The 23,431-nt window shown below is 61.5% G+C and carries 18 protein-coding genes and 1 pseudogene; 15 read left to right on the forward strand and 4 right to left on the reverse strand.

Annotation, left to right across the window (positions count from 1 at the left end):
• Window positions 1-16 precede the first annotated feature (16 nt).
• From ribBA to ACYZUC_RS23640, 9 genes are all read left to right on the forward strand, one after another.
• On the forward strand, window positions 17-1,108 hold the full coding sequence (gene ribBA / locus ACYZUC_RS23600; RefSeq protein WP_008033745.1) for a bifunctional 3,4-dihydroxy-2-butanone-4-phosphate synthase/GTP cyclohydrolase II: 1,092 nt from the start codon (window positions 17-19) through the stop codon (window positions 1,106-1,108).
• A 91-nt stretch (window positions 1,109-1,199) separates the two neighbouring features.
• Window positions 1,200-1,676 (forward strand): 6,7-dimethyl-8-ribityllumazine synthase, encoded by a 477-nt coding sequence (ribH, locus tag ACYZUC_RS23605; protein WP_003228649.1) that lies wholly within the window; start codon window positions 1,200-1,202, stop codon window positions 1,674-1,676.
• Window positions 1,673-2,173, forward strand: a complete 501-nt coding sequence (nusB, locus tag ACYZUC_RS23610) for a transcription antitermination factor NusB (protein ID WP_145318911.1) — start codon at window positions 1,673-1,675, stop codon at window positions 2,171-2,173. Before ribH ends, nusB begins: the two co-directional genes overlap by 4 nt.
• A 27-nt stretch (window positions 2,174-2,200) precedes the next feature.
• On the forward strand, window positions 2,201-3,166 hold the full coding sequence (thiL, locus tag ACYZUC_RS23615; protein ID WP_461996750.1) for a thiamine-phosphate kinase: 966 nt from the start codon (window positions 2,201-2,203) through the stop codon (window positions 3,164-3,166).
• The gene (locus tag ACYZUC_RS23620; RefSeq protein ID WP_207286587.1) at window positions 3,163-3,666 is read left to right on the forward strand and encodes a phosphatidylglycerophosphatase A family protein; all 504 of its coding nucleotides are present in this window, start codon (window positions 3,163-3,165) and stop codon (window positions 3,664-3,666) included. Before thiL ends, ACYZUC_RS23620 begins: the two co-directional genes overlap by 4 nt.
• 21 nt (window positions 3,667-3,687) lie before the next feature.
• Window positions 3,688-4,425 carry a substrate-binding periplasmic protein gene (locus tag ACYZUC_RS23625; RefSeq protein WP_461990719.1) on the forward strand — a complete coding sequence of 246 codons (738 nt, stop codon included), beginning with the start codon at window positions 3,688-3,690 and terminating at the stop codon, window positions 4,423-4,425.
• A gap of 252 nt (window positions 4,426-4,677) precedes the next feature.
• Window positions 4,678-5,295 carry a GTP cyclohydrolase II gene (gene ribA, locus ACYZUC_RS23630; RefSeq protein ID WP_008033730.1) on the forward strand — a complete coding sequence of 206 codons (618 nt, stop codon included), beginning with the start codon at window positions 4,678-4,680 and terminating at the stop codon, window positions 5,293-5,295.
• Window positions 5,292-5,711 (forward strand): hypothetical protein, encoded by a 420-nt coding sequence (locus ACYZUC_RS23635; protein WP_008033728.1) that lies wholly within the window; start codon window positions 5,292-5,294, stop codon window positions 5,709-5,711. Before ribA ends, ACYZUC_RS23635 begins: the two co-directional genes overlap by 4 nt.
• The gene (locus ACYZUC_RS23640) at window positions 5,711-6,511 is read left to right on the forward strand and encodes a cobalamin-binding protein (RefSeq protein WP_461990721.1); all 801 of its coding nucleotides are present in this window, start codon (window positions 5,711-5,713) and stop codon (window positions 6,509-6,511) included. The genes ACYZUC_RS23635 and ACYZUC_RS23640 overlap by 1 nt, the downstream gene beginning before the upstream one ends.
• Window positions 6,512-6,621: 110 nt before the next feature.
• On the opposite strand, the pseudogene ACYZUC_RS23645 reads toward ACYZUC_RS23640, so the two are convergent.
• The 4 genes and pseudogenes from ACYZUC_RS23645 to ACYZUC_RS23660 all read right to left on the reverse strand — a co-directional run bounded on the left by ACYZUC_RS23645 (window position 6,622) and on the right by ACYZUC_RS23660 (window position 11,750).
• Window positions 6,622-8,505 (reverse strand): annotated as a pseudogene (locus ACYZUC_RS23645) (TonB-dependent receptor domain-containing protein).
• 128 nt (window positions 8,506-8,633) lie between these two features.
• On the reverse strand, window positions 8,634-10,532 hold the full coding sequence (gene dxs, locus ACYZUC_RS23650; protein ID WP_461990723.1) for a 1-deoxy-D-xylulose-5-phosphate synthase: 1,899 nt from the start codon (window positions 10,530-10,532) through the stop codon (window positions 8,634-8,636).
• A gap of 91 nt (window positions 10,533-10,623) precedes the next feature.
• Window positions 10,624-11,511 (reverse strand): (2E,6E)-farnesyl diphosphate synthase, encoded by an 888-nt coding sequence (gene ispA, locus ACYZUC_RS23655; protein ID WP_461990725.1) that lies wholly within the window; start codon window positions 11,509-11,511, stop codon window positions 10,624-10,626.
• The gene (locus ACYZUC_RS23660) at window positions 11,508-11,750 is read right to left on the reverse strand and encodes an exodeoxyribonuclease VII small subunit (RefSeq protein ID WP_007894317.1); all 243 of its coding nucleotides are present in this window, start codon (window positions 11,748-11,750) and stop codon (window positions 11,508-11,510) included. Before ACYZUC_RS23660 ends, ispA begins: the two co-directional genes overlap by 4 nt.
• 1,220 nt (window positions 11,751-12,970) lie before the next feature.
• Here ACYZUC_RS23660 and ACYZUC_RS23665 point away from each other — a divergent pair.
• From ACYZUC_RS23665 to ACYZUC_RS23690, 6 genes are read left to right on the forward strand one after another with little or no spacing between them, the layout of a single operon-like run.
• Window positions 12,971-13,762, forward strand: coding sequence for a YfaP family protein (locus ACYZUC_RS23665; protein ID WP_223437093.1), 792 nt, complete (start codon window positions 12,971-12,973; stop codon window positions 13,760-13,762).
• A 36-nt stretch (window positions 13,763-13,798) separates the two neighbouring features.
• A complete protein-coding gene (locus tag ACYZUC_RS23670; RefSeq protein WP_461990727.1) occupies window positions 13,799-15,511 on the forward strand; it encodes a DUF2138 domain-containing protein in 1,713 nt (570 codons plus the stop codon).
• Window positions 15,496-16,146 (forward strand): DUF1175 domain-containing protein, encoded by a 651-nt coding sequence (locus ACYZUC_RS23675; RefSeq protein ID WP_008035794.1) that lies wholly within the window; start codon window positions 15,496-15,498, stop codon window positions 16,144-16,146. Before ACYZUC_RS23670 ends, ACYZUC_RS23675 begins: the two co-directional genes overlap by 16 nt.
• Window positions 16,143-20,708, forward strand: coding sequence for an alpha-2-macroglobulin family protein (locus ACYZUC_RS23680; protein ID WP_461996751.1), 4,566 nt, complete (start codon window positions 16,143-16,145; stop codon window positions 20,706-20,708). Before ACYZUC_RS23675 ends, ACYZUC_RS23680 begins: the two co-directional genes overlap by 4 nt.
• A gap of 1 nt (window position 20,709) precedes the next feature.
• On the forward strand, window positions 20,710-22,329 hold the full coding sequence (locus ACYZUC_RS23685) for a DUF2300 domain-containing protein (RefSeq protein ID WP_461990729.1): 1,620 nt from the start codon (window positions 20,710-20,712) through the stop codon (window positions 22,327-22,329).
• A 3-nt stretch (window positions 22,330-22,332) separates the two neighbouring features.
• A complete protein-coding gene (locus ACYZUC_RS23690) occupies window positions 22,333-23,148 on the forward strand; it encodes a YfaP family protein (RefSeq protein WP_461990731.1) in 816 nt (271 codons plus the stop codon).
• Window positions 23,149-23,431 lie beyond the last annotated feature (283 nt).

Genomic DNA, 23,431 nt, shown 5'->3' on the forward strand with positions numbered 1-23,431 from the left:
CCCAAGGGGGTGCCTTGTGGCGCTCAATAGCATCGAAGAACTGGTTGAAGACATCCGCCAAGGCAAGATGGTCATCCTCATGGATGACGAAGACCGCGAGAACGAAGGCGACCTGATCATGGCCGCCGAGTGCTGCCAGGCCGAACACATCAATTTCATGGCCAAGCACGCCCGTGGCCTGATCTGCATGCCGATGAGCCGCGAGCGCTGCGAAACGCTGAAGCTGCCGTTGATGGCGCCACGCAACGGTTCCGGTTTCGGCACCAAGTTCACCGTGTCCATCGAAGCCGCCACCGGCGTGACCACCGGCATCTCCGCCGCTGACCGTGCGCGCACCGTGCAGGCCGCTGCCGCGAAAGACGCCAAGGCCGAAGACATCGTCAGCCCCGGCCACATCTTCCCGCTGATGGCCCAGGCCGGTGGCACCCTGGCTCGCGCCGGCCACACTGAAGCCGCCTGCGACCTCGCGCGCATGGCCGGTTTCGAGCCGAGCGGCGTGATCTGCGAAGTGATGAACGACGACGGCACCATGTCCCGTCGCGCCGAACTGGAAGCTTTCGCCGCCGAGCACAACATCAAGATCGGTACCATCGCCGACCTGATTCACTACCGGATGATCCACGAACGTACCGTTCAGCGGATTGCCGAGCAGCCACTGGACAGCGAACTGGGCCAATTCAACCTGGTGACCTATCGTGATTCCGTGGAAGGCGACGTGCACATGGCCCTGACCCTGGGCACCGTGTGCGCCGAAGAACCGACCCTGGTTCGCGTGCACAACATGGACCCGCTGCGCGACCTGTTGATGGTCAAGCAGCCTGGCCGCTGGAGCCTGCGTGCCGCCATGGCCGCGGTTGCCGAGGCTGGCAGCGGCGTGGTGTTGTTGCTCGGTCACCCGCTCGATGGCGACGTGTTGCTGGCGCATATCCGCGAAACCGCCGATCACGCCGCGGTGAAAAAACCGACCACCTACAGCATCGTCGGTGCCGGTTCGCAGATCCTTCGGGACCTGGGCGTGCGCAAAATGCGCCTGATGTCTGCGCCAATGAAATTTAATGCGATATCCGGTTTCGATCTGGAAGTTGTAGAATACGTGCCCTCCGAATAATGACCGGTTGTTCCCGGCCCTGTATTCGCGGTTCAAATATCACTGAGGGGCGCGTAGAAGACGCGTCCCGGCTCTTTAAGAGAACTAACGAATGACCCTGAAGACCATCGAAGGTACCTTCATCGCCCCTAAAGGCCGCTACGCTTTGGTAGTGGGCCGTTTCAACAGCTTCGTTGTTGAAAGCCTGGTCAGCGGTGCAGTTGATGCCCTGGTTCGCCATGGCGTGAGCGAAAGCGACATCACCATCATCCGCGCGCCTGGCGCCTTCGAAATCCCGCTGGTTGCGCAGAAAGTCGCTCAGAAGGGCGAGTTCGCAGCCATCATCGCTCTGGGCGCGGTCATTCGTGGCGGTACTCCGCACTTCGAATACGTGGCGGGCGAATGCACCAAGGGCCTGGCCCAGGTGTCCATGGAGTTCGGCGTTCCGGTTGCCTTCGGCGTCCTGACCGTTGATTCCATCGAGCAAGCCATCGAACGTTCCGGCACCAAGGCCGGTAACAAAGGTGCCGAAGCTGCCCTGTCCGCTCTGGAAATGGTCAGCCTGCTGGCGCAGTTGGAGGCCAAGTGATTAGCGACGAAAGCGATCGTTTCAACCCGCGCGATCCAAAGCCTGCGGATGCCGGCAAGCCATCGAAAAGCGTCAAGCGTCGCGAAGCCCGTCAGCTCGCGACTCAGGCGCTGTACCAATGGCACATGGCCAAGCAATCGCTGAACGAGATCGAAGCGCAGTTCCGGGTCGATAACGATTTCAGCGATGTCGACGGCGCCTACTTCCGTGAAATCCTGCATGGGGTTCCCGCGCAGAAAGACCGTATCGACGCCGCACTGACACCTTGCCTGGACCTGACCATCGAAGAGCTGGACCCGGTTGAGCTGGCGGTATTGCGCCTGTCCACCTGGGAACTGCTCGAGCGCGTCGACGTGCCTTACCGCGTTGTGATCAACGAAGGTATCGAACTGGCGAAAGTCTTCGGTTCCACCGACGGCCACAAGTTCGTCAACGGTGTACTCGACAAGCTGGCCCCGCGTCTGCGTGAAGCTGAAGTGAAGGCGTTCAAGCGCTGATTGGCGCTTGAACTCTTTGTCTCAGCCATGGGCGAGTTTGAGCTGATCCGCAATTTCTTCGCCGCCGCGCCTTGTGCGCAGGGCGGCGAAGGCGTTGCCCTGGGGATCGGCGATGACTGCGCCTTGCTCGCTGTTCCCCCCGGGGAACAGTTGGCCATTTCCACCGACACGCTCGTGGCCGGTGTGCATTTCGCAGACCCCTGCGACCCGTTTCTGCTCGGTCAGCGTTCGCTGGCCGTGGCCGTCAGCGATCTGGCGGCCATGGGCGCCACCCCTGTTGCCTTTACCCTTGCCCTGACCTTGCCGACGGTAACCGCCGATTGGCTGGACGCCTATGCCCGTGGTTTGAACCGCATGGCGCAGAACTGCGGCGTCGCGCTGGTGGGGGGCGACACTACCCGTGGGCCGTTGAGCCTGACCATGACCGTGTTCGGCCGTGTGCCAAGTGGTTTGGCGTTGACCCGCAGCGGTGCGCAACCAGGCGACCTGCTGTGTGTCGGCGGTGAGCTGGGCAACGCCGCCGGTGCCTTGCCGCTGGTGCTTGGTCAGCGCACGGCTGAAGCCGCCATCGCCGATCCGCTGCTGGCGCATTACTGGTCGCCGCAACCGCAACTCGCGCTGGGCCAGGCGTTGCGCGGTAAAGCCACCTCGGCGCTGGACATCTCCGATGGCTTGCTCGCCGACTGCGGGCACATCGCGCTCGCGTCGAGGGTCGGCATTCAGGTTGAACGGGACCGCTTGCCGCTGTCGAAGGCTTTAGTGGCCTTCCTCGGTCAATCGGGCGCCGAAAGCGCCGCCCTGAGCGGTGGTGATGACTATGTACTGGCCTTCACCTTACCGTCCGTCGAGTTGCCGGGGTTGCTGGCAGATGGCTGGCCAATCCATGTGATCGGGAGCGTGGTAACGGGGCAGGGCGTTGTGCTGCTGGATGCCGCCGGACAAGACATCACCCCGCAAACCCGGGGCTATCAACATTTTCGGGAGACACCGTGACAGATCACCCCAAACAGGTCCCGGCGGAAAACGTACCGCCGTCGGTCTGGCGTAATCCATGGCATTTCCTGGCGTTCGGCTTCGGTTCGGGCACCTTGCCAAAGGCACCGGGCACCTGGGGTTCGTTAGTTGCGCTACCCTTTATTCCGTTGTGGCAGATGCTGCCCGACTGGGGTTACTGGCTGATGCTGGGCATCACCATGCTGTTCGGCTTCTGGCTGTGCGGCAAAGTGGCCGACGATTTGCGGGTGCACGACCACGAAGGCATCGTCTGGGACGAAATGGTCGGGATGTGGATCACCTTGTGGCTGGTTCCGGAAGGCTGGTACTGGTTGCTCGCGGGTTTTCTGGTGTTCCGCTTCTTCGACATCCTCAAACCGTGGCCGATTCACTGGATTGACCGGCATGTGCACGGCGGCGTCGGGATCATGCTCGACGACGTATTGGCCGGAGTGTTTGCGTGGCTGGCGATGCAGGGGCTGGTATGGATTTTCGCCTGAGTGGCGGAGCAGGGGACTAGGATGGCTCGACGCTGGTTGGCTGTGATGGGTTTCGCACTGTTTGCTTCGCTCGCCCAGGCGGGGGAGGCAGTGATAACGCCATCGGTGATTCATTTGGCCAGCGAAGACTGGGAAGACTACACCGCCGCTGATGGCCATGGCCTGGGTTGGGACGTGTTGCGCGAAGTCTTCGAGCCGGCCGGCGTCAAACTGGACATCCGGACCGAACCCTACATTCGCTCTATCGGCCTGGCGCAGCGTGGCGAAGTGGACGCGTGTGTCGGTGGTTATCGTGATGAAGTCAGCGACCTGCTGTATCCGCGCTGGAATTACGACACCGATCACATCTACGCCCTGGGGCTGTCCAGCAATCCGGCGCCGACGCCGCAGACGCTGGGCAACTATCGGCTGGCCTGGGTCCGGGGTTACGACTTCCAGAACTACCTGCCCAATGTGCGTCGCTATAACGAAGTGATGCGGCGCACCGGCATTCTGTCGATGCTGACCCACAACCGTGCCGACTACTACATCGACGCACTGACCGAGGTGGATTACGTGCTCCGCTGGGCCAAGGATCCATCCCAGTTCCGGCGCACGCACATCGCGGAACTGCCGCTGTACCTGTGCTTTGCCAATACGCCCAAGGCGCGAAAACTGATGGCGCTGTTCGACCAGCGAATGGAAGTGCTGGTCAAAAACGGCCAGTTGAAACCGATTTTCGAGCGCTGGAAACAGCCGTATCCGTTCGACTCAAACTGAACACAGTTACTGCGCTACACCGCGGCCCCCTGTAGGAGCCGGCTTGCCGGCGATGGCGTCCGTCCAGTCACTAAATTAATCGTCTGATCCACCGCTATCGCCGGCAAGCCGGCTCCTACAGGTTCTGATGTGGGGCTGTGATCAAACTTTTAGATCGTTATGCTCCATAATTCAGCCTAAGCGTCTGTAGGAACCTGCTGTTACAATGCCGCGTCTGCGAATCTCCAGTACTTATTGATCAGGAGCACACCGGTGCCTGTCGTTTTTGTCGCCGCTTCCAAGCTGCCAACGCCTTTTGCGCAATTCACCATGCACGGCTTTCTCGATGAAGAAAACGGGCGCGAGCACGTTGTACTGAGCCTCGGTGAGTTCGACGACGGTGCCCCGGTACTCGGCCGCTTGCACTCTGAATGCCTGACCGGCGATGCCTTGTTCAGCCAGCGCTGCGACTGCGGCTCGCAACTTGAGGCTGCCTTGCAGGCCATCGCCCGCGAAGGTCGTGGCGTATTGCTGTATTTGCGTCAGGAAGGCCGTGGCATTGGCCTGCTGAACAAAATCCGCGCCTATGAATTGCAGGACGGCGGCGCCGACACCGTTGAAGCCAACGAGCGTTTGGGCTTCGCCGCTGATCAGCGCGATTACGCCATGTGCTTGCCGATGCTCGAGCACCTGGGTGTGAAATCCCTGCGCCTGATGACCAACAACCCGCGCAAGGTCAAAGCCTTGACCGACATGGGTATCGTCGTCGCCGAGCGCGTGCCGCTGCACACTGGCCACAATCCGCACAACAAACTCTACCTGGCCACCAAGGCCAGCAAGCTCGACCACATGATGGGCAACGAGCATCAGGGTGAGGTAGACCGGGCGTGACCCGCGGTCAAGTGCGTCGCCGACTGTCCGTCAGCTGGTGGCAATACCTGGCGCTGGCCCTGCTGCCGCTGTTCGTGATCAACGGCGTGTTTGGCCAGGGCGAGGCGATCCTGCCGGTGCTGGCGATGCCGTTGTTCATCGCCGGTGTGGCCTCGATGTTTGTCAGCCTGAAGTTTTTCGGTGGCTACAAACACGCGCTGATCGCTACCCAGAAAGCCCTCGATACCCCTGAAGAGCCCGCCGCGTGGATTGTCCTGGCTGCCAAGCGCCGTACCGCGTTTCTGGCCGCCGGTTTACCGGCCTGGATCGGTGCGTTGGCCGTATTCGTTGGGCTTGAAGCGGTGCCGTTGGTGCTACTGGCGCTGTCGACCACGGTGCTGTTCTACCTCTACCGTATCCCGCGTCAACTCGGCTGATGCGCCGCATCGGGCTGGCGGTTTTGCTGCTGGTCGTCAGCAACCTGACCTCTGCGGTCGAGCGCGTCGTCAGCCTTGCGCCGTCTCTCTCTGAAATCGTCGTTGAGCTGGGTTCGGCTGATCTTCTGGTCGGCGTACTGGATGCCGGCGATCGTCCTGCTGAACTCAAAGACCTGCCTTCCGTTGGCCGCTACGGCCAATTGGACATGGAGCGGTTGCTCAGCCTCAAACCCGATTTGTTGCTGCTCTGGCCCGGCAGCGTCGGCCCGGCCCAGCGTGAACAACTCAAGCGCCTGAACATCCCCACGTACGTCGCCGACCCCCACACTCTTGACCAACTGACCGCGCAAATCGAGGCGATTGCCACGCAGCTTGGCCGGCCCGAGCGAGGTGTGTCATTGGCCAGCGACCTGCGTCAGCGCCTCGATGCACTGCGCCAGCGCTATCGGCGGGATGAACCGTTGCGGGTGTTTTATCAGGTATGGGATCGTCCGCTGTACACCGTCGGTGGTGGGCAGATCATCAGTGATGCGCTGGACGTGTGCGGCGCGCGCAATGTGTTTGCCGACCTGACATTGCCAGCGCCGCAAGTCAGCGTGGAGGCGGTTTTGCAGCGTAACCCCGAGGTGATTCTGGCCGGTGATCAGGCGCAGTTGGAGGCGTGGAAGACCTGGCCGCAAGTGGCGGCGGTGGCGCAGGGGCGATTGCGGTTGGTGACGGATAAAGGGCTGGAGCGGCCGAGTGGGCAGATGATCGAAGCGACGGCCAAGCTCTGCCAATTGATAGCGCCTGATCGTTAAACCGCGGCGCGGCCTTCGCGGGCAAGCCTCGCTCCTACAGAGGATCACGGTGCTTTGTAGGAGCGAGGCTTGCCCGCGAAGAGGCCCGCCCGAACACCGAAAATGTCAGATCAGATCTCCGGCGTCCAGGTCACCCCAAACATCCACGCCCGACCTTCCTCGCGATACCCATACTGACTGCCGTCATGGCTGTACAACGCCCGGCTGTAACCCTTGTCCAGCAGGTTATCGACCTTCAGCTCAAGCTTGATCTCACGATTTAGCTCCCAACTGCTGCGCAGCCCCAGCAGCGCATACCCGCCTAACGGCTGCCGATTGTTCTCATCGTCAAAGCTGCTGCTCACCGCTTGTCAACTGGCGCCGAGACCCAGTCGATCAAACTGTCGATCCAGGTCCAGGCTCAACGTCCTCCGTGCACGACGCGCCAGGGTGTGCCCGCTGTCGCGATCCCGCGGGTCGATGATCGCCACGCCAAGGTTGCTCTGCCAACCGAGCAGCTCCTGCTTCAACGCCGCTTCAAACCCGTTGATCCGCGCCGAGGCGACGTTCTGCGGGCGGTCGTTGTTGCCGAAGATAATCGCGTCCTTGAGATCGGTGCGATACAGCGAGGCTTCGAGGCGGCTGTTTTCGGTTAGCTGACTGCGCCATTGCAGCTCGTAGCTTTTCGAGGTTTCAGGCTTCAGGTCCGGATTGCTGAAGTCCGGGTAATACAAGTCATTGAACGTCGGTGCGCGAAAGCCTTCGCTGTAGGTCAGCAGCACATCGTTATCCGGGTTCAACGGCAGGGTGAAGGTGCCGCTCCAGCTGTTCTGGCTGCCGAACTGCTGGTTCTGGTCGCGGCGCAGGCCCAGTTCCGTGGAGAAGCTGTCGGCCTGATAGCGATGTTGGATAAACGCCGCGCGGTTCCAGCGGCTGTCCTCGTCGAATGCGGTGCTGCTGTTGATGCGGTCTTCGTACCAATCACCGCCGAGGATCAGGCTGTTGCGCGCGTCGAGCGTCAGGTCGTTCTGCCAGTTCACCGAGTCTCGGTAGGTGTTGAACACGCTGCGTTCATCGCTGAGCTTGTCGACGGTCTGCTCGCGGTTTTCGCTGTGGCCGAATTCGATGCGGGTTTTCCACCGGTCGTTGATGCGCGCATCGAGGTAACTGCTGAGGCTGCTCACCGTGAATTCGTTGTAAGGCTGCTGCTGGACTGATTCGAAGGTGGTGGTGTCGAAGCGGCCGAACGGGTTGTCGAACGCGCCTTTGCCTCGGTTATCCAGCAAGTTGGCGCCGATTTCGAGGTCATCGGTGAGGGCGTGACTCAGGCTCAGGCTCACCGACTTGTTGCGATACTCATCGTGATCACCATCGCTGGGGTACGACGCGTGGGTGCGATTGATCCCGGCCGTCTCATCGAGACTGGCGCCCAGGTTGAAGCGGGTTTGCTCATCGCCACCGGACACGCCAAGGCTGCGCTCCCACGTCTGGTTGCTGCCAAAACCCATGTGCAGACGCGGTTGCAGACCTTGTTCGGCGCCACGACGGGTGAAAATCTGGATCACCCCGCCAATCGCATCGCTGCCATAAATCACCGAACGGGAGCCGCGCAGCACTTCCACGCGCTCGACTTGTTCGATGTTGATGTGTTGCAGGTTGCTGTCGCCGGAGGTCGAGTTGCCGATGCGTTGACCATCAACCAGCACCAGGCTCTGAGCGGATTTGGTGCCGCGAATGTAAACCCCTGGCAAACTGCCGCGCCCACCGGTCTGCCCGACTTGCACGCCCGGCACGCGACGCAGCAGATCGGTGACGCTGCCCGGTTGCAGGCGGTCGATGTCGTCGCGGGTGAACACGGTGTTGGCGGCGCTGCTGTCGTTGCGCGCTTCGACCTGGCGGTTGGCGCTGATCAGCACGTCGGGCAGCTTCAGGGCTTGATCGCGTTCGAAGGTGTCGGCCAGGAGCGGGCCGGACGGCAGAAGGGTCAGCGTCAGGGCGAGGCGGGAGAAATTCATCGGTAATCCGTAGCAAACACGGGACTTGTAGGAGCGAGGCTTGCCCGCGAAGAGGCCATAACATTCAACATTTATGTTGACCGTTAGATCGTCTTCGCGGGCAAGCCTCGCTCCTACAGGGGGAGGGGTTACTGAGCTAGCAGTTGCAGGCGTTCGCGGATCGAGGCCTCGATCCCGGCCTCATCCAGCCCACACTCGGCCAGCATTTGCGCAGGCTTGGCGTGTTCGACGTAAAGGTCCGGTAAGCCCAGGTGCAGCACCGACTTGAGGATGTTCTCGCGGGCGAGGAATTCGCTGACCGCGCCACCGGCACCGCCCATGATTGCGTTCTCTTCGATGGTCACCAGCAACTCGTGGCTGCCGGCGATTTCGCGAACCAGCTCTTCATCCAGCGGTTTGACGAAACGCATGTCGATCACGGTGGCATCCAGCGTCTCGGCGACTTTCAGCGCCTCGGCCAATTGCACGCCGAACACCAGCAGGGCGACTTTGCTGCCCTGACGGCGAACCACGCCTTTGCCGATTTCGATTGGTTGCAGGTCTTTCTCGATCGTTGCGTTCGGGCCATTGCCGCGCGGGTAACGCACCGCCGCCGGACCGTTGTACAGATGGCCTGTGGTGAGCATTTTGCGCAGTTCGTTTTCGTCGCTAGGGGTCATCACCAGCATGCCGGGGATGCAGCGCAGGAACGACAGGTCGAAACTGCCTGCGTGCGTCGGGCCGTCTTCGCCGACCAGACCGGCGCGGTCGATGGCGAACAATACGTCGAGGTTTTGCACCGCCACATCGTGAACAAGCTGATCGTAGCCGCGTTGCAGGAACGTCGAGTAGATCGCCACCACCGGTTTCGCGCCTTCACAGGCCATACCCGCCGCGAACGTGACGGCGTGCTGTTCGGCAATCGCCACATCGAAATAGCGCAACGGGAAACGCTCGCTGAAGGCCACCAGGTCGGAGCCTTCTTTCATCGCCGGGGTGATGCCCACCAAGCGTGGATCGGTCGCGGCCATGTCGCACAGCCATTCGCCGAACACACCGGAATACTTCGGACCGCTGGCTTTTTTCGGCGCAGCGGCCGGAGCGTCCAGCGGTTCGAGTTTGGTGATGGCGTGGTAACCGATCGGGTCGACTTCCGCCGGGGCGAAGCCTTTGCCTTTCTTGGTGACGATGTGCAGGAACTGCGGGCCTTTGAGATCGCGCATGTTGCGCAGAGTGGCGATCAGGGTCGGCAGGTCGTGGCCATCGATCGGGCCGATATAGTTCCAGCCCAGCTCTTCGAACAGCGTGCCGGGAACCAGCATGCCTTTGGCGTATTCTTCGGTGCGACGGGCGATTTCCCAGGCGCCGGGCAGGCGCGACAGGACCTTTTTGCTGCCTTCACGCATGCTCGCGTAGGTGCGGCTGGAAAGGATCTTCGCCAGGTAATTCGACAAGCCACCGACGTTGCGCGAGATCGACATGTCGTTGTCGTTGAGGATCACCAACATGTTGGCGTCCACTTCCGGCGCGTGGTTCAGCGCTTCGAACGCCATGCCGGCGGTCAACGCGCCGTCGCCGATCACGGCAATGGCCTTGCGGTCACTGTTTTGCAGGCGGGCGGCAATGGCCATGCCCAGCGCTGCGCTGATCGACGTGCTGGAGTGGCCGACGCCAAAGGTGTCGTACTCGCTCTCGGAGCGGCGCGGGAAAGCGGCGACGCCGTCCTTCTGGCGCAGGGTGCCCATGCGCTCGCGACGGCCGGTGAGGATCTTGTGCGGATAGGCCTGATGACCCACGTCCCACACCAGCCGGTCGTCCGGGGTGTCGAAGACGTAATGCAACGCAATGGTCAGCTCGATGACGCCCAGGCCGGCACCGAAATGCCCGCCGGTCTGACCGACCGTGTAGAGCAATTCCAGGCGCAACTCATCGGCCAGGGTTTCCAGCTCGGCTTCGCCTAACCGGCGCAGGCCGTCCGGCGTGTTGGCACGGTCGAGCAGGGGCGTGGTCGGGCGCTTGCGGGGAATCTCATGAAACGTCGTGGGCATCAGGCGAATCGTTATAGGTATAGAAGAGGCGGCAGTTTACCTGATGCATCGGCCCCTGCCCACGCGTTGCTCTTTTTTGGCGGATACGCTGTCAGCTGCGCCGTTCGACGATATACCGGGCCAAATCGCGCAATGGCTCGGCGGCCGCGTCAAACGGTCGCAGCGCATGCAGGGCCTGATCGCGCAGTTCCAGCGCATAGGCTTTGGCCGCATCGAGGCCGAGCAGGGCCGGGTAGGTCGGCTTGTCGCGCGCGATGTCGGCGCCCTGGCGTTTGCCGAGGGTTTCGGTATCGCTTTCGACGTCGAGAATGTCGTCCTGCACCTGGAAGGCCAGGCCGATGGCCTGTGCATAAGTCTGCAAGGACTTCAGTTCGTCTTTCTCGGCCCGGCCGCTGGCGAGGGCGCCGAGTTTGACGCTGACCTCGATCAGCGCGCCGGTCTTGTGCCGATGCATGTATTCGAGGGCTTTCTGATCGAGCTTCAAGCCGACCGAACCGAGGTCGATGGCTTGACCGCCGACCATGCCGGCCGGCCCTGCTGCCAACGCCAGCGCGCTGACCATTTGCAGGCGGATCTCAGCATCGGACGTGCTCAGGCGCGGGTCGAGCAGGGCGCTGAAGGCCAGGCTCTGCAAACCGTCACCGGCGAGAATCGCGCAGGCTTCATCGAATTTTTTGTGGGTGGTCGGCTGGCCGCGACGCAGATCGTCGTCGTCCATCGCCGGCAAATCGTCGTGCACCAGCGAATAAGCGTGGATCAGTTCCACCGCGCATGCAGCGCCGTTGGCTTGCTCGGCCTTGCCGCCCAGCGCTTCGCACGCAGCGTAGGCCAGCAACGGACGCACGCGCTTGCCGCCGTTCATCACGCTGTAGCGCATGGCTTCGTAGAGCCGCGCGAGTTCCGGGCTTGGTGCGTTGAACAGGGTTTCCAGTGCCGCGTTGACGCGGGCCTGGCTCGTCGCCGAATACGCTGCAATCATTCTGGCTGATCCGCGTCGAAGGGTTCCTCGGCCAGCTCGCCATCACGTTCGAGCAGCACTTGAACCTTCTGCTCGGCCTGGGCCAGCGCTGCCTGGCAATCGCGGGTCAGACCGATGCCTTGCTCGAAAGCCGTCAGCGAGTCTTCCAGCGACAGTTCGCCGTTCTCCAGTCGCTCTACCAGCGTTTGCAGGTCGGCGAGGGATTGTTCGAAATCCAGTGCAGCTTTTTTGCGGGCCATGGCGGCGATTTCCGGTTGACGTTAAACCGGCGCGACACTAGCAGACATGGGGGTTATGGGCAAATGAGGGCATTGTCTGATGCGCGGTGGGTTGGGGGTATATCCGTTTTTGCGGTAACGGCTGATATGGGTTCCGCCCTTACGGCGGGTCACTTGGAGAAGCGCCAAGTAACCAAGCGCTTTTGCCCCTTTCGTTCGGTGCCTCGCTAAGGCTCGCCATGCCCTCGCTCCGGTCCTGCTCCGTGGGCCCGCCGCGATCGGCCATCCATGGCCGTGCGCGGCTAACCCGGCATCCATGCCGGGTTGCCCACTGCGCAGAACCTGCGCTCGGCCTCTCGAGGGGGCGTGTACCCCAAGATCAAAAGCTTAAGGCGAGCTAACGCTCGGCCTGATGAGTGGTGAAAATCAAAAGCGTACGCGATTCCCTGTAGGAGCCGGCTTGCCGGCGAAAAGCGTTTGGACAACGCGTTCATTCAGACAGCCCGCGTTATCGTTGACGTCCATCGCCAGCAAGCTGGCTCCTACAGGGGAATGTGCAAACATCCTAAATTAGTGCGGCAACCACAGTGCGGGAGTGTGCACACGACCGAAGAGCCAGGTCGGCTGGCAGGCCGCCTCGTTTTTGCTTTGGCTTTTGATCTTGATCTGCCCCGTCGGAAGGCCGAGTGGAGGTTCTGCGCAGTGGGCAACCCGGCATGGATGCCGGGTTAGCCGCCCCCGGCCATGGATGGCCGATGGCGGCGGGCCCACGGAGCAGGACCGGAGCGAGGGTATGCCGAGCCTAGGCGAGGCACCGTACGTCAGGGGCGCGGGCGCTTGGTTACTTGGCGCTTTTCCAAGTAACCCGCCGTAAGGGCGGAACCAATAGCCGCCGTTACCTCAATAATGGATATGTACACCATCAAAAAACTCGTCACCAGACACACAGCCTTCGCGAGCAAGCCCGCTCCCACAAAGGTGCCGGATACATCCGCAGGACTGCTTTCTCAGGTAACAGCACTACTGCAGTGACGAGGATTATTCGGCTCACCCCCAACAATCATCGTGATCCCCCCCGCAATTCAAGATGTATCCGATTGTTAAAAACCCGCCAAATGGCTAACCTTCGCGCCTTCTACGACCCAATAGTCACGGGTCTTTCTGACGAAACGCAGTATTTGGATCTGTAACGCGCCGAGGATCAGGCGCAAGGTTTCGTTATGCATGGCAGGAGGCATCACATGCGTTCATTTCTTCTATTGCTGATGGGGTGGGTCTGCGCGACCGCAGCCTGGGCTGAGCCGACGGCCGAGCTGTCGGAACCGGTGGGCGGCTGGCGCTACAACGGCCTGCTCGATCGCAGCGAAAACCCGCAAGTCGCCTACCCAACGCCGCCCATCGACCGGGGTGTGCAGCGCAATCGCACGATGATCGAAGGCCAGCTCAAGGCCATCGGCACTCAACGCGGGCCGCACACGCTGGCGGTCAACGGCAATCCTCTGAACCTGTACACCGACGACCAGGGGCGTTTCGCCCGGCCGTATGCGTTTGGCGCGGGCTCCAACAGCGTCGAAGTGCGCAGTGCCGAAGGCCAATCGCTCAAGCGTGTCCAATTCTATGAAGCCAACAACCTGCGTACCCCGGCGCGGATTCGCGTGGTGCTGGGCTGGGACGATCCGAAAGCCGAACTCGACCTGCACATCATTACCCCCGACGGCCAACATGCGTTCTGGGCTCGCCCGGCGATGAGCAACGGCGGCGGCCTCGACCCGGACGGCGTCGACGGCCCCGGCCCGGAAATGTTCACCATGACCGCGCCGCTGCATGGCACCTATCTGGTTTACGTGAACTATTGGGGCAACTTCGGCAGCGGCGGCTATAACTTCGATGAGACCAGCAACCAGAACGAGGTGATCACCTCGCAGATCAACCTGGTGCTGAACGAAAACACCGTCGACGAAAAACGCGAGACCTTCATCGTGCCCCTGCGCGCGATCGGTGACCTGCTGCTGGTCAAGACTTTCAACTATTAAGCATCCCGCACCACGGATGAAATGGGCTTTGTGAACATGAGCGATAACACTGTTACCCCGGCCGCCGACGCACCTGCCGCCAAACCTTCTCGACGTTGGCCACTGCTGTTGGGCGGGCTGATCCTGGTGGCTGGCGTGGCGGGCGGATTGGGCTGGTTCATGCACAAACCCAAGGCGCCGGCGGCGCAATTGGCCAGCGACAAACTGGGCATGAGCCGCCCGGACGGCCTGCTCGAAACCCATTCCTTGAGCCAATTGCCCAAGGACTTGCTGGCGGTGCCGTTCCTCAAGGAAACCCTGACCGAAGATTTCGTCTTCTATTACGAAGCCCATGCCGATCGCCTCGGCTTGATCGGCAGTCTGCGGCGGATCATCTACGAACATGACCTGAAGCTGCAGGACAGCCTGATCGAGCAGCTTTTCGATCAACCGGCGGATGTCGCGTTGTGGCGCGGGGCGGATGGTCGCCTGAAAGACTTTTTGTTGGTGATGGATCGCGGTGGTCTGGCCAAGGTGCTGGAGCCGCTGGCCAAAGTGGCGCTGGATGATTCGCAGCTGACGCAACTCGGTGACATCAAGGTCGTCGGCGAGACGGTGCCGCTGTTTCAGCTCACCTACAACAACAGCAAGGCGCTGCTGTTTGCCTCTCATGGCGACAAGCTGGTGGTGCTGTCCAATCCTTCGAAACTGTACGACAACAGCAATGGCCCGATCGATGAGCCTGGGATGGTTTCGACTCAATCGCTGGAAGCATTGCTCGGCGGTCAGAAACTCTTCCCCGAAGCCTTCGGCCTGCCACTGCGCGCGCCGGAAGTGAAACAACGTCTGTCGGTCAGTTCCAGCGTGCTGGCCATGGGTTACCAGCGGTTCATCCCGAACTTCGCCGGCCTGCGTTTCGACATGGACGACAAGGGCTGGCACAGCTTCCTCGCCATGGACGAACTGGAAAACCAGCCGGACTTCGATTTCAAACCGATCTGGCAAGCCATGCCGATGGGCGCCAGTGCTTGTGTGGCCCTGCCGCTCGCCGCCGAACAACAGAAGCCGTTGCTGGTGAAGCTCGGCGCCGAAGAAACCGTGGCCCAGGCGCTGACCGAACACATGGCCGGTGCCGCCGGCCTGTGCTGGTACGCCGATTCGCGGCTGTACACGCCGCTGCTGGTGGCCAGTCTGAATGACGACGACAGCGCCAAACTCGACGGTGACCTGGGCAGCTTGTTCAGCTCGATGGTCGGCGCCTACGAAGGCAACGTCGAAGAGCACGCGTTCCCGGTGGTCGAGAAGCAGGAAGGTAAAAACCACCAGTGGCAGCGTCAGGTCAGTTCCAATTTCGGCCCTTACAAAGCCAAGGACGCCGAGGACCCGGACGCGATCACCGGCAAAGCGTTCATGCGCGTGAGCCTGGCGCGCCACGGTTCGACGCTGTTGTTCTCCCTCGACGACAAACTCGTGGACAAAGCCCTCGGCACCCTCGATAAACGCTTCCCGCCGATGGCCGACGTGGTACCGAAAGACCTGTTGATGCCGGTCTACTTCGGCCCGGACTCCATGGCGCAGCTGATGCAACAGGAAACCCTCGACAGCCTGCCGCAAGACATGGAGCCGGTGTTCTACAACGCGGCGCAAACCTACCTGATTCCGAAACTGCGCAAGCTCGGCGGTTACGGCAAATACGCGCTGACGTTGCCGGAAGGCAGCGAGCCCGACGGCCATTGGCAATGGCTGCCGCTGGAATGGAAAGCGCTGTGACCGCACTTATCCGAGGCCTCGGCTTGCTGGCGATGTTGCTGGGCAGTCGGGTATTTGCCAGTGACGCCGCGCCGCTCGACGTGCAGCAATCCCAGGTGTTCCGCGCCTGGTTCGTGCGCATCGCCCAGGAACAGTTGACCCAAGGTCCGAGCCCGCGTTGGTATCAGCAGGACTGCGCGGGTCTGGTGCGTTTTGCCGCCAACGAAGCGCTGAAAGTCCATGACGACAAATGGCTGCGCAGCAATGGCCTGTCCAATCGCTACCTGCCGCCAGAGCTGCAATTGAGCGAGGCGCAACGCGGTCTCGCCCAGCAATGGCAGCAGGGTGGCGGCAAGGTCGGGCCGTACGTCAACGCGATCAAACTGATTCAGTTCAACAGCCATCTGGTTGGCCGCGACCTGGCGCAAGCCCGGCCCGGCGACCTGATGTTTTTCGATCAGGGCGACGACCAGCACCTGATGATCTGGATGGGCCGCTACATCGCCTATCACACCGGCACCACCACCCCCACTGACAACGGCATGCGTTCCGCGAGCCTGCAGCAACTCATGACATGGAAGGACACCCGATGGATACCCGACGCAGCCAACCCCAACTTCATCGGCGTCTATCGACTGAACTTTCTCTCCCAATGACCGGTGCCCGCATGCTGCGTTTTCTGTCTCTACTGTTGGTATTGGTCCTGCCTTTTTCGGCGGTGAATGCCGAAGACACCGTCGAACCGAGCGGCTACACGCCGGTGGCCGGTGAAAGCTTTTTCCTGTTGGCGGACAGCAGTTTTGCCAGCGACGAACAGGCGATGGTGCGCCTCGAAGCACCGGGCCGCGACTATCGCCGCTTCCGCATGGAGCCTTACGGCGGCGCGGACATTCGTGTGTACCGCATCGACAAACCGCTGGATTTCCTCAAGCGCCAGAAGAACCTGCACCGCGTGGTCAGCGACGGCCAGTTCAAGGGTGAAGGCCTGTCGAACACCCTCGCGTACCTGTGGGACAACTGGTACCGCAAATCCCGTCGTGTGATGCAGCGGGCGTTTTCCTACGAGTCCCGCAAACAAGTCACCGAGGAAGTGCCGGAACTGAAGATGGGCACTGCGATTGCCGCGCCAACGCCTTACGACGCGCAGCCGCAATTCGCACTGATCCCGGGCCTGCCGGTGGTCAGTCAGCTCCGTTATCCACTGTGGCAAGCCAAACCGATCCAGCCGCCTGAGGGCGTGAACCTCGCCGGTTCGTCCAGCGAGTTCGTCACTGTCGCACCGGGCAACGTGTACATCCCGTTGGGCAACCTGAAGCCGGGCCTGTATCTGGTGGAAGCGCTGATCGGCAAGTACCGCGCGACTACCATGGTCTTCGTTTCCAACACCGTGGCCGTGAGCAAGATTGCCGGTGATGAGCTGGTGGTCTGGGCGGCACGCAAACACGAAGGCAGTTCGGTGCCGAAGGTTAATGTGTTGTGGACCGACGGCCTCGGCGTGATGAGCAGCGGTGCCACCGATGCTGATGGTTTGCTGCGCCTGAAACACGTCAGCCCGGAGCGTTCGTTCGTGATCGGCGAGGACGAAGAGGGCGGGGTGTTTGTCTCCGAGAACTTCTATTACGACAGCGAAATCTACGACACCAAACTCTATGCGTTTACGGACCGGCCGCTGTATCGGCCGGGGGATTGGGTGTCGCTGAAAATCGTCGGTCGCGAGTTCAAGAATGCCCGTGATTCGGTGTTGCCGACGGCGGCTGATGTGAATGTCACGGTGCTCGATGCCACCGGCACTGCGCTGCAAACGCTGGCGTTGAAACTCGATTCCAAGGCCGGCACACAAGGTCGTTTCCAGCTGCCGGACAACGCGGTCGCGGGCGGTTATGAACTGCGTTTCAGCTACAAGGATCAGGCCTACAGCAGCGCCTTCCGCGTGGCTGAATACATCAAGCCGCACTTCGAGATTTCGCTGAACCTGGCCAAGCAGGATTACCGCACCGGCGAGCCGGTGAAAGGCAGCCTGGTGCTGCTGTACCCGGACGGCAAACCGGTGACCGACGCCAAGTTGACCCTGAGCCTGCGTGCCCAGCAACTGTCGATGGTCGATAACGAGCTGCAATATCTCGGGCAATTCCCGGTGGAGCTGACCAGCACCGAACTGACCACCGACGCCAAAGGCAACGCGACCCTCGACCTGCCCGCCGCCGAAAAACCGAGCCGTTACATGCTCACCGTTTTCGCCAGCGATGGCGCGGCGTATCGGGTCAAGACCACCAAGGAAATCCTCATCGACCGTGGCGCCGCGAGTTTCCGCTTGAACGCGCCGCAGCGCTTCAGTGCGGTGGGCGACAAGGTTGCATTCAGCTACGCCAATGAAGGTGGCAGCGAGCAAAGCAAAGCGGTCACGCCGAGCGGCTACAGCTGGGTGCGCCTGGAAGATCAGACCACGGGCGAAGGCAAACTGGCTGCAAGCGATAAAGGCTTCACCTTGGCCTTCGAACGTCCGGGCACTTACAACCTGACGTTGAAGGATGACCATGGTCGCGTGGTCGGCGCGACCGGGCATTCGGTCACTGGCGATGGCGTCAAAGCCGTGCCCGGCACCGTGGAGATCGTCCTCGATAAACCCGAGTACAAGGCGGGTGACGAAGCCCTCGCGCTGATCACTTTCCCCGAGCCTGTCAGCGATGCCTTACTGTCGCTGGAACGCGACAAGGTCGAGGCCACCGCGCTGATGTCGAAGGGCGGCGACTGGCTGAAAATGGAAAAACTCAGCGACACCCAATACCGCGCGCGCATTCCGGTGAAGGATAATTTCGCGCCGAACCTGACGTTCTCGGTGTTGTACACCAAGGGCGGCCAGTACAGCTTCCAGAACGCCGGGATCAAGGTGATTGCGCCGCAAATCGACGTAGCCATCGTCACCGATAAAGAGGTGTATCAGCCGGGGGATACGGTGTCCGTGGACCTGACAACGCAGTTCGCCGGCAAGCCGATTCCGGCGCACCTAACGGTCAGCGTTGTCGACGAAATGGTCTACGCGCTGCAACCGGAAGTTGCGCCAACCATCGACCAGTTCTTCTATCACCCGCGCCGCAACAACGTGCGCACCAGCGCCAGTCTGTCGTTCATCAGCTACGACGTCGCGTTGCCGGGCAGCCCCGGTGCACCGGGCAAAGCCAATCGCAGCGAGCGCGGTGTGAAAGTGCTGGAGCGGCCGCGTCGTGAGGACGTCGACACCGCCGCGTGGCAGCCGGAATTGATCAGCGACGCCAACGGCAAAACCCGCTTCACCTTCAAAATGCCGGACTCGCTGACCCGCTGGCGCATCACCGCGCGCGCCATCGCCGATGACGGTCAGGTCGGGCAGAAAAAGCAATTCCTGCGCTCGGAAAAACCGCTGTACCTGAAGTGGAGCGGCCCGACCAAATTCCGCACCGGCGACAAACCGGATCTCGGCGTGTTCGCCTTCAGTCAGGCGGAAAAACCGGTCAAGGCTGAGCTGGTGATTCATTTCGCTGGCGCCGAACAGCGCGTGCCCGTGACGCTAAACAACGGCATCAACTACATCGCGTTGCCGGCGTTCGCCTTGGCCACTGGCGAGTGGACCGCCGAACTGGTGCAGGACGGTAAAACCGCCGACGCCCTGGCCGTGCGTCTGACCGCGACCGGCGAAGGTTGGCTCGTTACGCAGAGTCAAAGCCTGGACGTGGCCAGCGGTGATACGCCGCTGACCTTGCCGGCGGACGCCACCGATATTCGCCTGCGTCTGGATGACAGTCCGCAAGCGCTGTTCCGTTCGGCGCTGGATGATTTGCTCAGCTATCCGTACGGCGGCGTCGAGCAGACGGCCAGTCGTTTGTTGCCGTTGAGCATTGCGTACCCGACCTTGTCGTCGAACCCACAGATCCGCGATCGCTTGCGCCTGATCATGCAGAACAGCCGTCTGCGTCTGGTGCAAATGGCCGGGCCATCGGCGAGTTTCACCTGGTGGGGCATGGACGGTGAGCCGGACGCGTTCCTCACCGCGTATGCCTATTACGCCGACTGGCACGCCAGCAAAGCGCTGGAACTGAGCCTGCCGCCGGAACATTGGCAGCGGGTGCTGGAGGTCTATTCGAAACAGGCGAAAAACACGCCGCTGTTGCAGCGTGCGTTGATCCTGTCGTTCGCCAAACAGATGCAATTGCCGGTCAACACGTTGCTCAGCGGTTTGATGGACGACCTGGCAAAAGCGGGCGTGGGCAATGCCGCGACTCTGATGGAGGATGGCGAAGACAGTATTGTCATGAGCGATCCGGATTCAGCGTTGGGCCTGGCGGCGGCGCGTGCTTTGACCGCTTCTTTGGCGAAGCAGTCAAAGGTCAATCTGCCGGATGCTTTCAACCGACAACTGGCCGACGCGCAGCAGCGTCTGGCCGTCAGTTCGCAGCCGTTTGCCGAAGCGTTGAATCTGTCGCTGCAAAGCTTCGATCAGGCTCATGCGCAAGCGTTGTTGCAGCGCTTGCTGCCGCAGCAATCGACCCTGGAGCGCGCATTGGCGCTGACCTGGTTGCAACGCAGCATCGAGCAGGCTTCGCCCACCATCGCACTGGCACCGGGTGAAGGCTGGAAGAAAAATTACGGTGATACCGGTGAGATGTATTGGACGTGGCAGGGCACTTCGCCGGTGCCGGCAGTGCTGTCTCTGACCGGGACACAAGAGCGCCCGTTGCGGGCGGCGTTGAGTTTCCAGACTAAACAACCGCCGGTTGATCCGATGGCTGTGACCATCACCCGTCGCTTGTCGCGTCTGGTGCCGGGTGATGAAGCCTTCACCTTCAAACTGGAAGCGGTTGGCACCAAACCGTTGTCCAGCGACAGCCTGTATCTGGACGAAGTGATCATCACCAGCAAAGCCGCGAAACCGCTGCGCTACGGCATGATCGAAGTGCCGCTGCCACCCGGCGCGGATGTCGAGCGCACCACGTGGGGCATCAAGTTGATGGGCAAGGCCGGCACTGAACCGACGGCGCTGGAGAAGGCGCGCTTCGAACCGGGGCAGATGGCTTACGCGATTCCGGTGGATGCCTTGAGCGGCGAATTGCGTTTGCGCCACCTGGTGCGTTTCTCGCAGAAAGGCCAGTTCAACCTGCCGCCAGTGCGCTTCACTCAGGTCTACGCGCCGCAGCATCAGGCTCAGGAGCAGAAACCGGCGCTTGGTCAGGTCACGGTCAACTGACATGACCCGGCGTTTGCTTTGGTGGCTGCTGTGTTTGATCCCTGCGCTGGCGACGGCGCAGGACGAGCCGCTGCGTCTGGGTTTCAAGGGTGAATTGCTGTCGCTGAGCCGGACTCAGGTGATTGCTCGTGAGCCGTTGCCTTCGGATTTGCAGACGCCATTGGGCAGTCTGTGGAAGTTGTTTGTGTACGGCTGGCTGGTGGAAACCGGCGCCCGTGAGCCAGCGTATGAGTGTCGCGGGCAGTCAAAAGAAGAAGTCTATTGCTGCACCGCAGGCGGCAAGATTGAGCGCGATCAGGCGCTGGTGAAGTCGTGTGGCTTGTACTTCGAGCCTGCGCGGTTGGGCATTGCTGGCGCTGAGTGGCGCACGTATTGGCAGGCACGGCAGGCGCCGGAGTGGTTGCTGGACTTGCCTTCGTTGCAGCCATCCACGCGGGTGTCGGTGGTTGAATTGCTTAAAGTGCTGGCCGTGATGCCCGCGCAGGATCAGGCACGGCGAGTGTTGCTGGATGTGGTGTTGAACGCCGCCGACGGCAATGTCGTGGGCGAACTCGGTGGTCGGTTGCGGGTGAAAACCTGGAGCTGGTTGGGCGACCAGGATCCATCGTCGCGTCAGGGTGGGTTTGCCGGTTGGCTGGCCGATGGCACACCGATCTGGGCGGGCGGGCGCGGAACCAGTCAGATGGTGCTGCGCAATTATGGTGAGGCGTTGGCTTCGGTGCTGCCGGTTGATTGGCCTTTGGATGCGGGGCGCTGCGTCGAGGTTGGGTTGTTTTCTCGTTATCCGATCGGGCGGGTTCTGGCGGGGGATCGTGTTGTTTCTTCCGGACCACTGCAGGGCGATTTTCGCGTCGAGTTTTCTAATGGCAACCAACTCGATATCCACAGCGACGGAGAACTGTTTTTGGTGGGCGATAAATTGATCGCCCGTCTGGACCGCGAAGAATATGTCGCTCGCGTCCTGCAACGAGAAGCCAAACCCGAACCTGCTGAAGCCGCCAAAGCGTTGGCCATCGCCATCCGCACCTACCTGCTGCAAAACGCCACCCGCAACGGCGACTGCCTGAGCATCGACGACAGCAGCAGCCGTCAACGCGTCGCCCCGCGCCCTGCCACCGCCGAATCACGCAACATCGCCGCATGGACCAGCGACCTGGTACTCGCTGGCAGCACCGTCACTTATCACTCCGATCAACCCGGCCCGGACAAACTCTCCTGGCAGCACGCCGTCGAACAAGCCAACGCCGGCCAGCGCTACGACGCCATCCTGCTGCACGCCTACCCGCGCGCGAGCCTCAGCCGCTGGGACAACCCCGTCGCCTCCTGCGAAGCACTGCCCGCCGCCCAAGACTGGCTGCAAACCCAACGACGCGGCTGGCGCCAGCGCCTCGAAAACGAAACCGGCTACAACGAAGTCAGCACCTTCGCCGTCTGTCGCCTGGCCTTCGGCCGCCCCTACGTCGACCGCGAGCGTCAGCGCATTTACGTGCGCGGCGTGCTGTCGCTGCAAGACCGCCTCGACCTGACCCACGAATACCTGCACCTGGCCTTCGAAGCACACCCCAACGGCCAGGATGAAACCTACATCGAAGGGCTCGCCCGCCACCTCTTGCTGGAATAGGCCATGAAACTCCGTTATCCACAGGTCTTCCTGTTCCTTTGTTCTGTTTGCGTATTGCCGACGCTTTTTGCGGCTGAAAGCGCCGTCAAACTCGACACCCCCGTCGGCGGCTGGCGCACGGGCGCGGCCGAGGGCGAAGGCGAAAACTTCCGCCAGACCGTCAACTACCCGGCCTCCTCGGTGAACACGCCAGTGGGCCAGGCCAACACCGCACGCATCACCGGCCAGATCAAAGCCACCCCCAAGTCCACTGAACCGGGCCGGTTGATCGTCAACGGTGTCAGCATGCCGCTGAAAATCGATCCCGCTGGCCGCTTTGACCGACCGTTCTCGTTCCCCAACGGCAGCAACAGCGTCGAAGTCCGCAGCCCCGATGGCCAACAACGCCATCGCACACAGTTCCTCAACGCCAGCGGCGGCGCCACCCCAGCGAAATTGCGGGTGTTGTTGGCGTGGGACAGCGACGGTACGGATCTGGACTTGCACCTCATCACCCCCGATGGCGCACACATCTGGTATGGCGATCGTGTTGCGCCCAATGGCGCGGCGCTGGATGTGGACGTTACGACGGGGTATGGGCCGGAAATCTTCGCCATGCCGGCGCCGATCAAAGGGCAGTATTTGGTGTATGTGAATTACTTTGGCGGTGGGTATCGGAGTGATGAAGAGGGGCAGGAGGATGCGGTTCAGCCGTTGACGACGGCGCAGGTGACGGTGATTACGGAGGAAGGGACGCCGAACGAGAAGATGGAGACTTTTCTGGTGCCGATGCGGGCGGTGGGGGAGTTGACGTTGGTTAAGGGGTTTAGTTATCCGTGATCAGCATTGCTAGATTTTTCATAAGCCGTGGCTGAAAAAGATTGCAATTGGTTTTGGTTTGATCAGCTGAGTGGAGGATAGATCGCCAAGAGAATTCAGCGCGGTACTGGCAATACTGATTTGACAGTAGCGAGACAAGCACCTACTCTTGCCTTACTGCATGAGCAGTACCAGCAGTACAGGCCTCTGTGGGCGCCGCTGATCTTGTTAAGCGATGGGTGGAGCAAAAAATGAAAAAGAAACGATCTAAGAAATTTTCTACTCACGCCCTGACGGTGGCGAT

This window comes from Pseudomonas sp. GT1P32 (genome assembly GCF_054897805.1).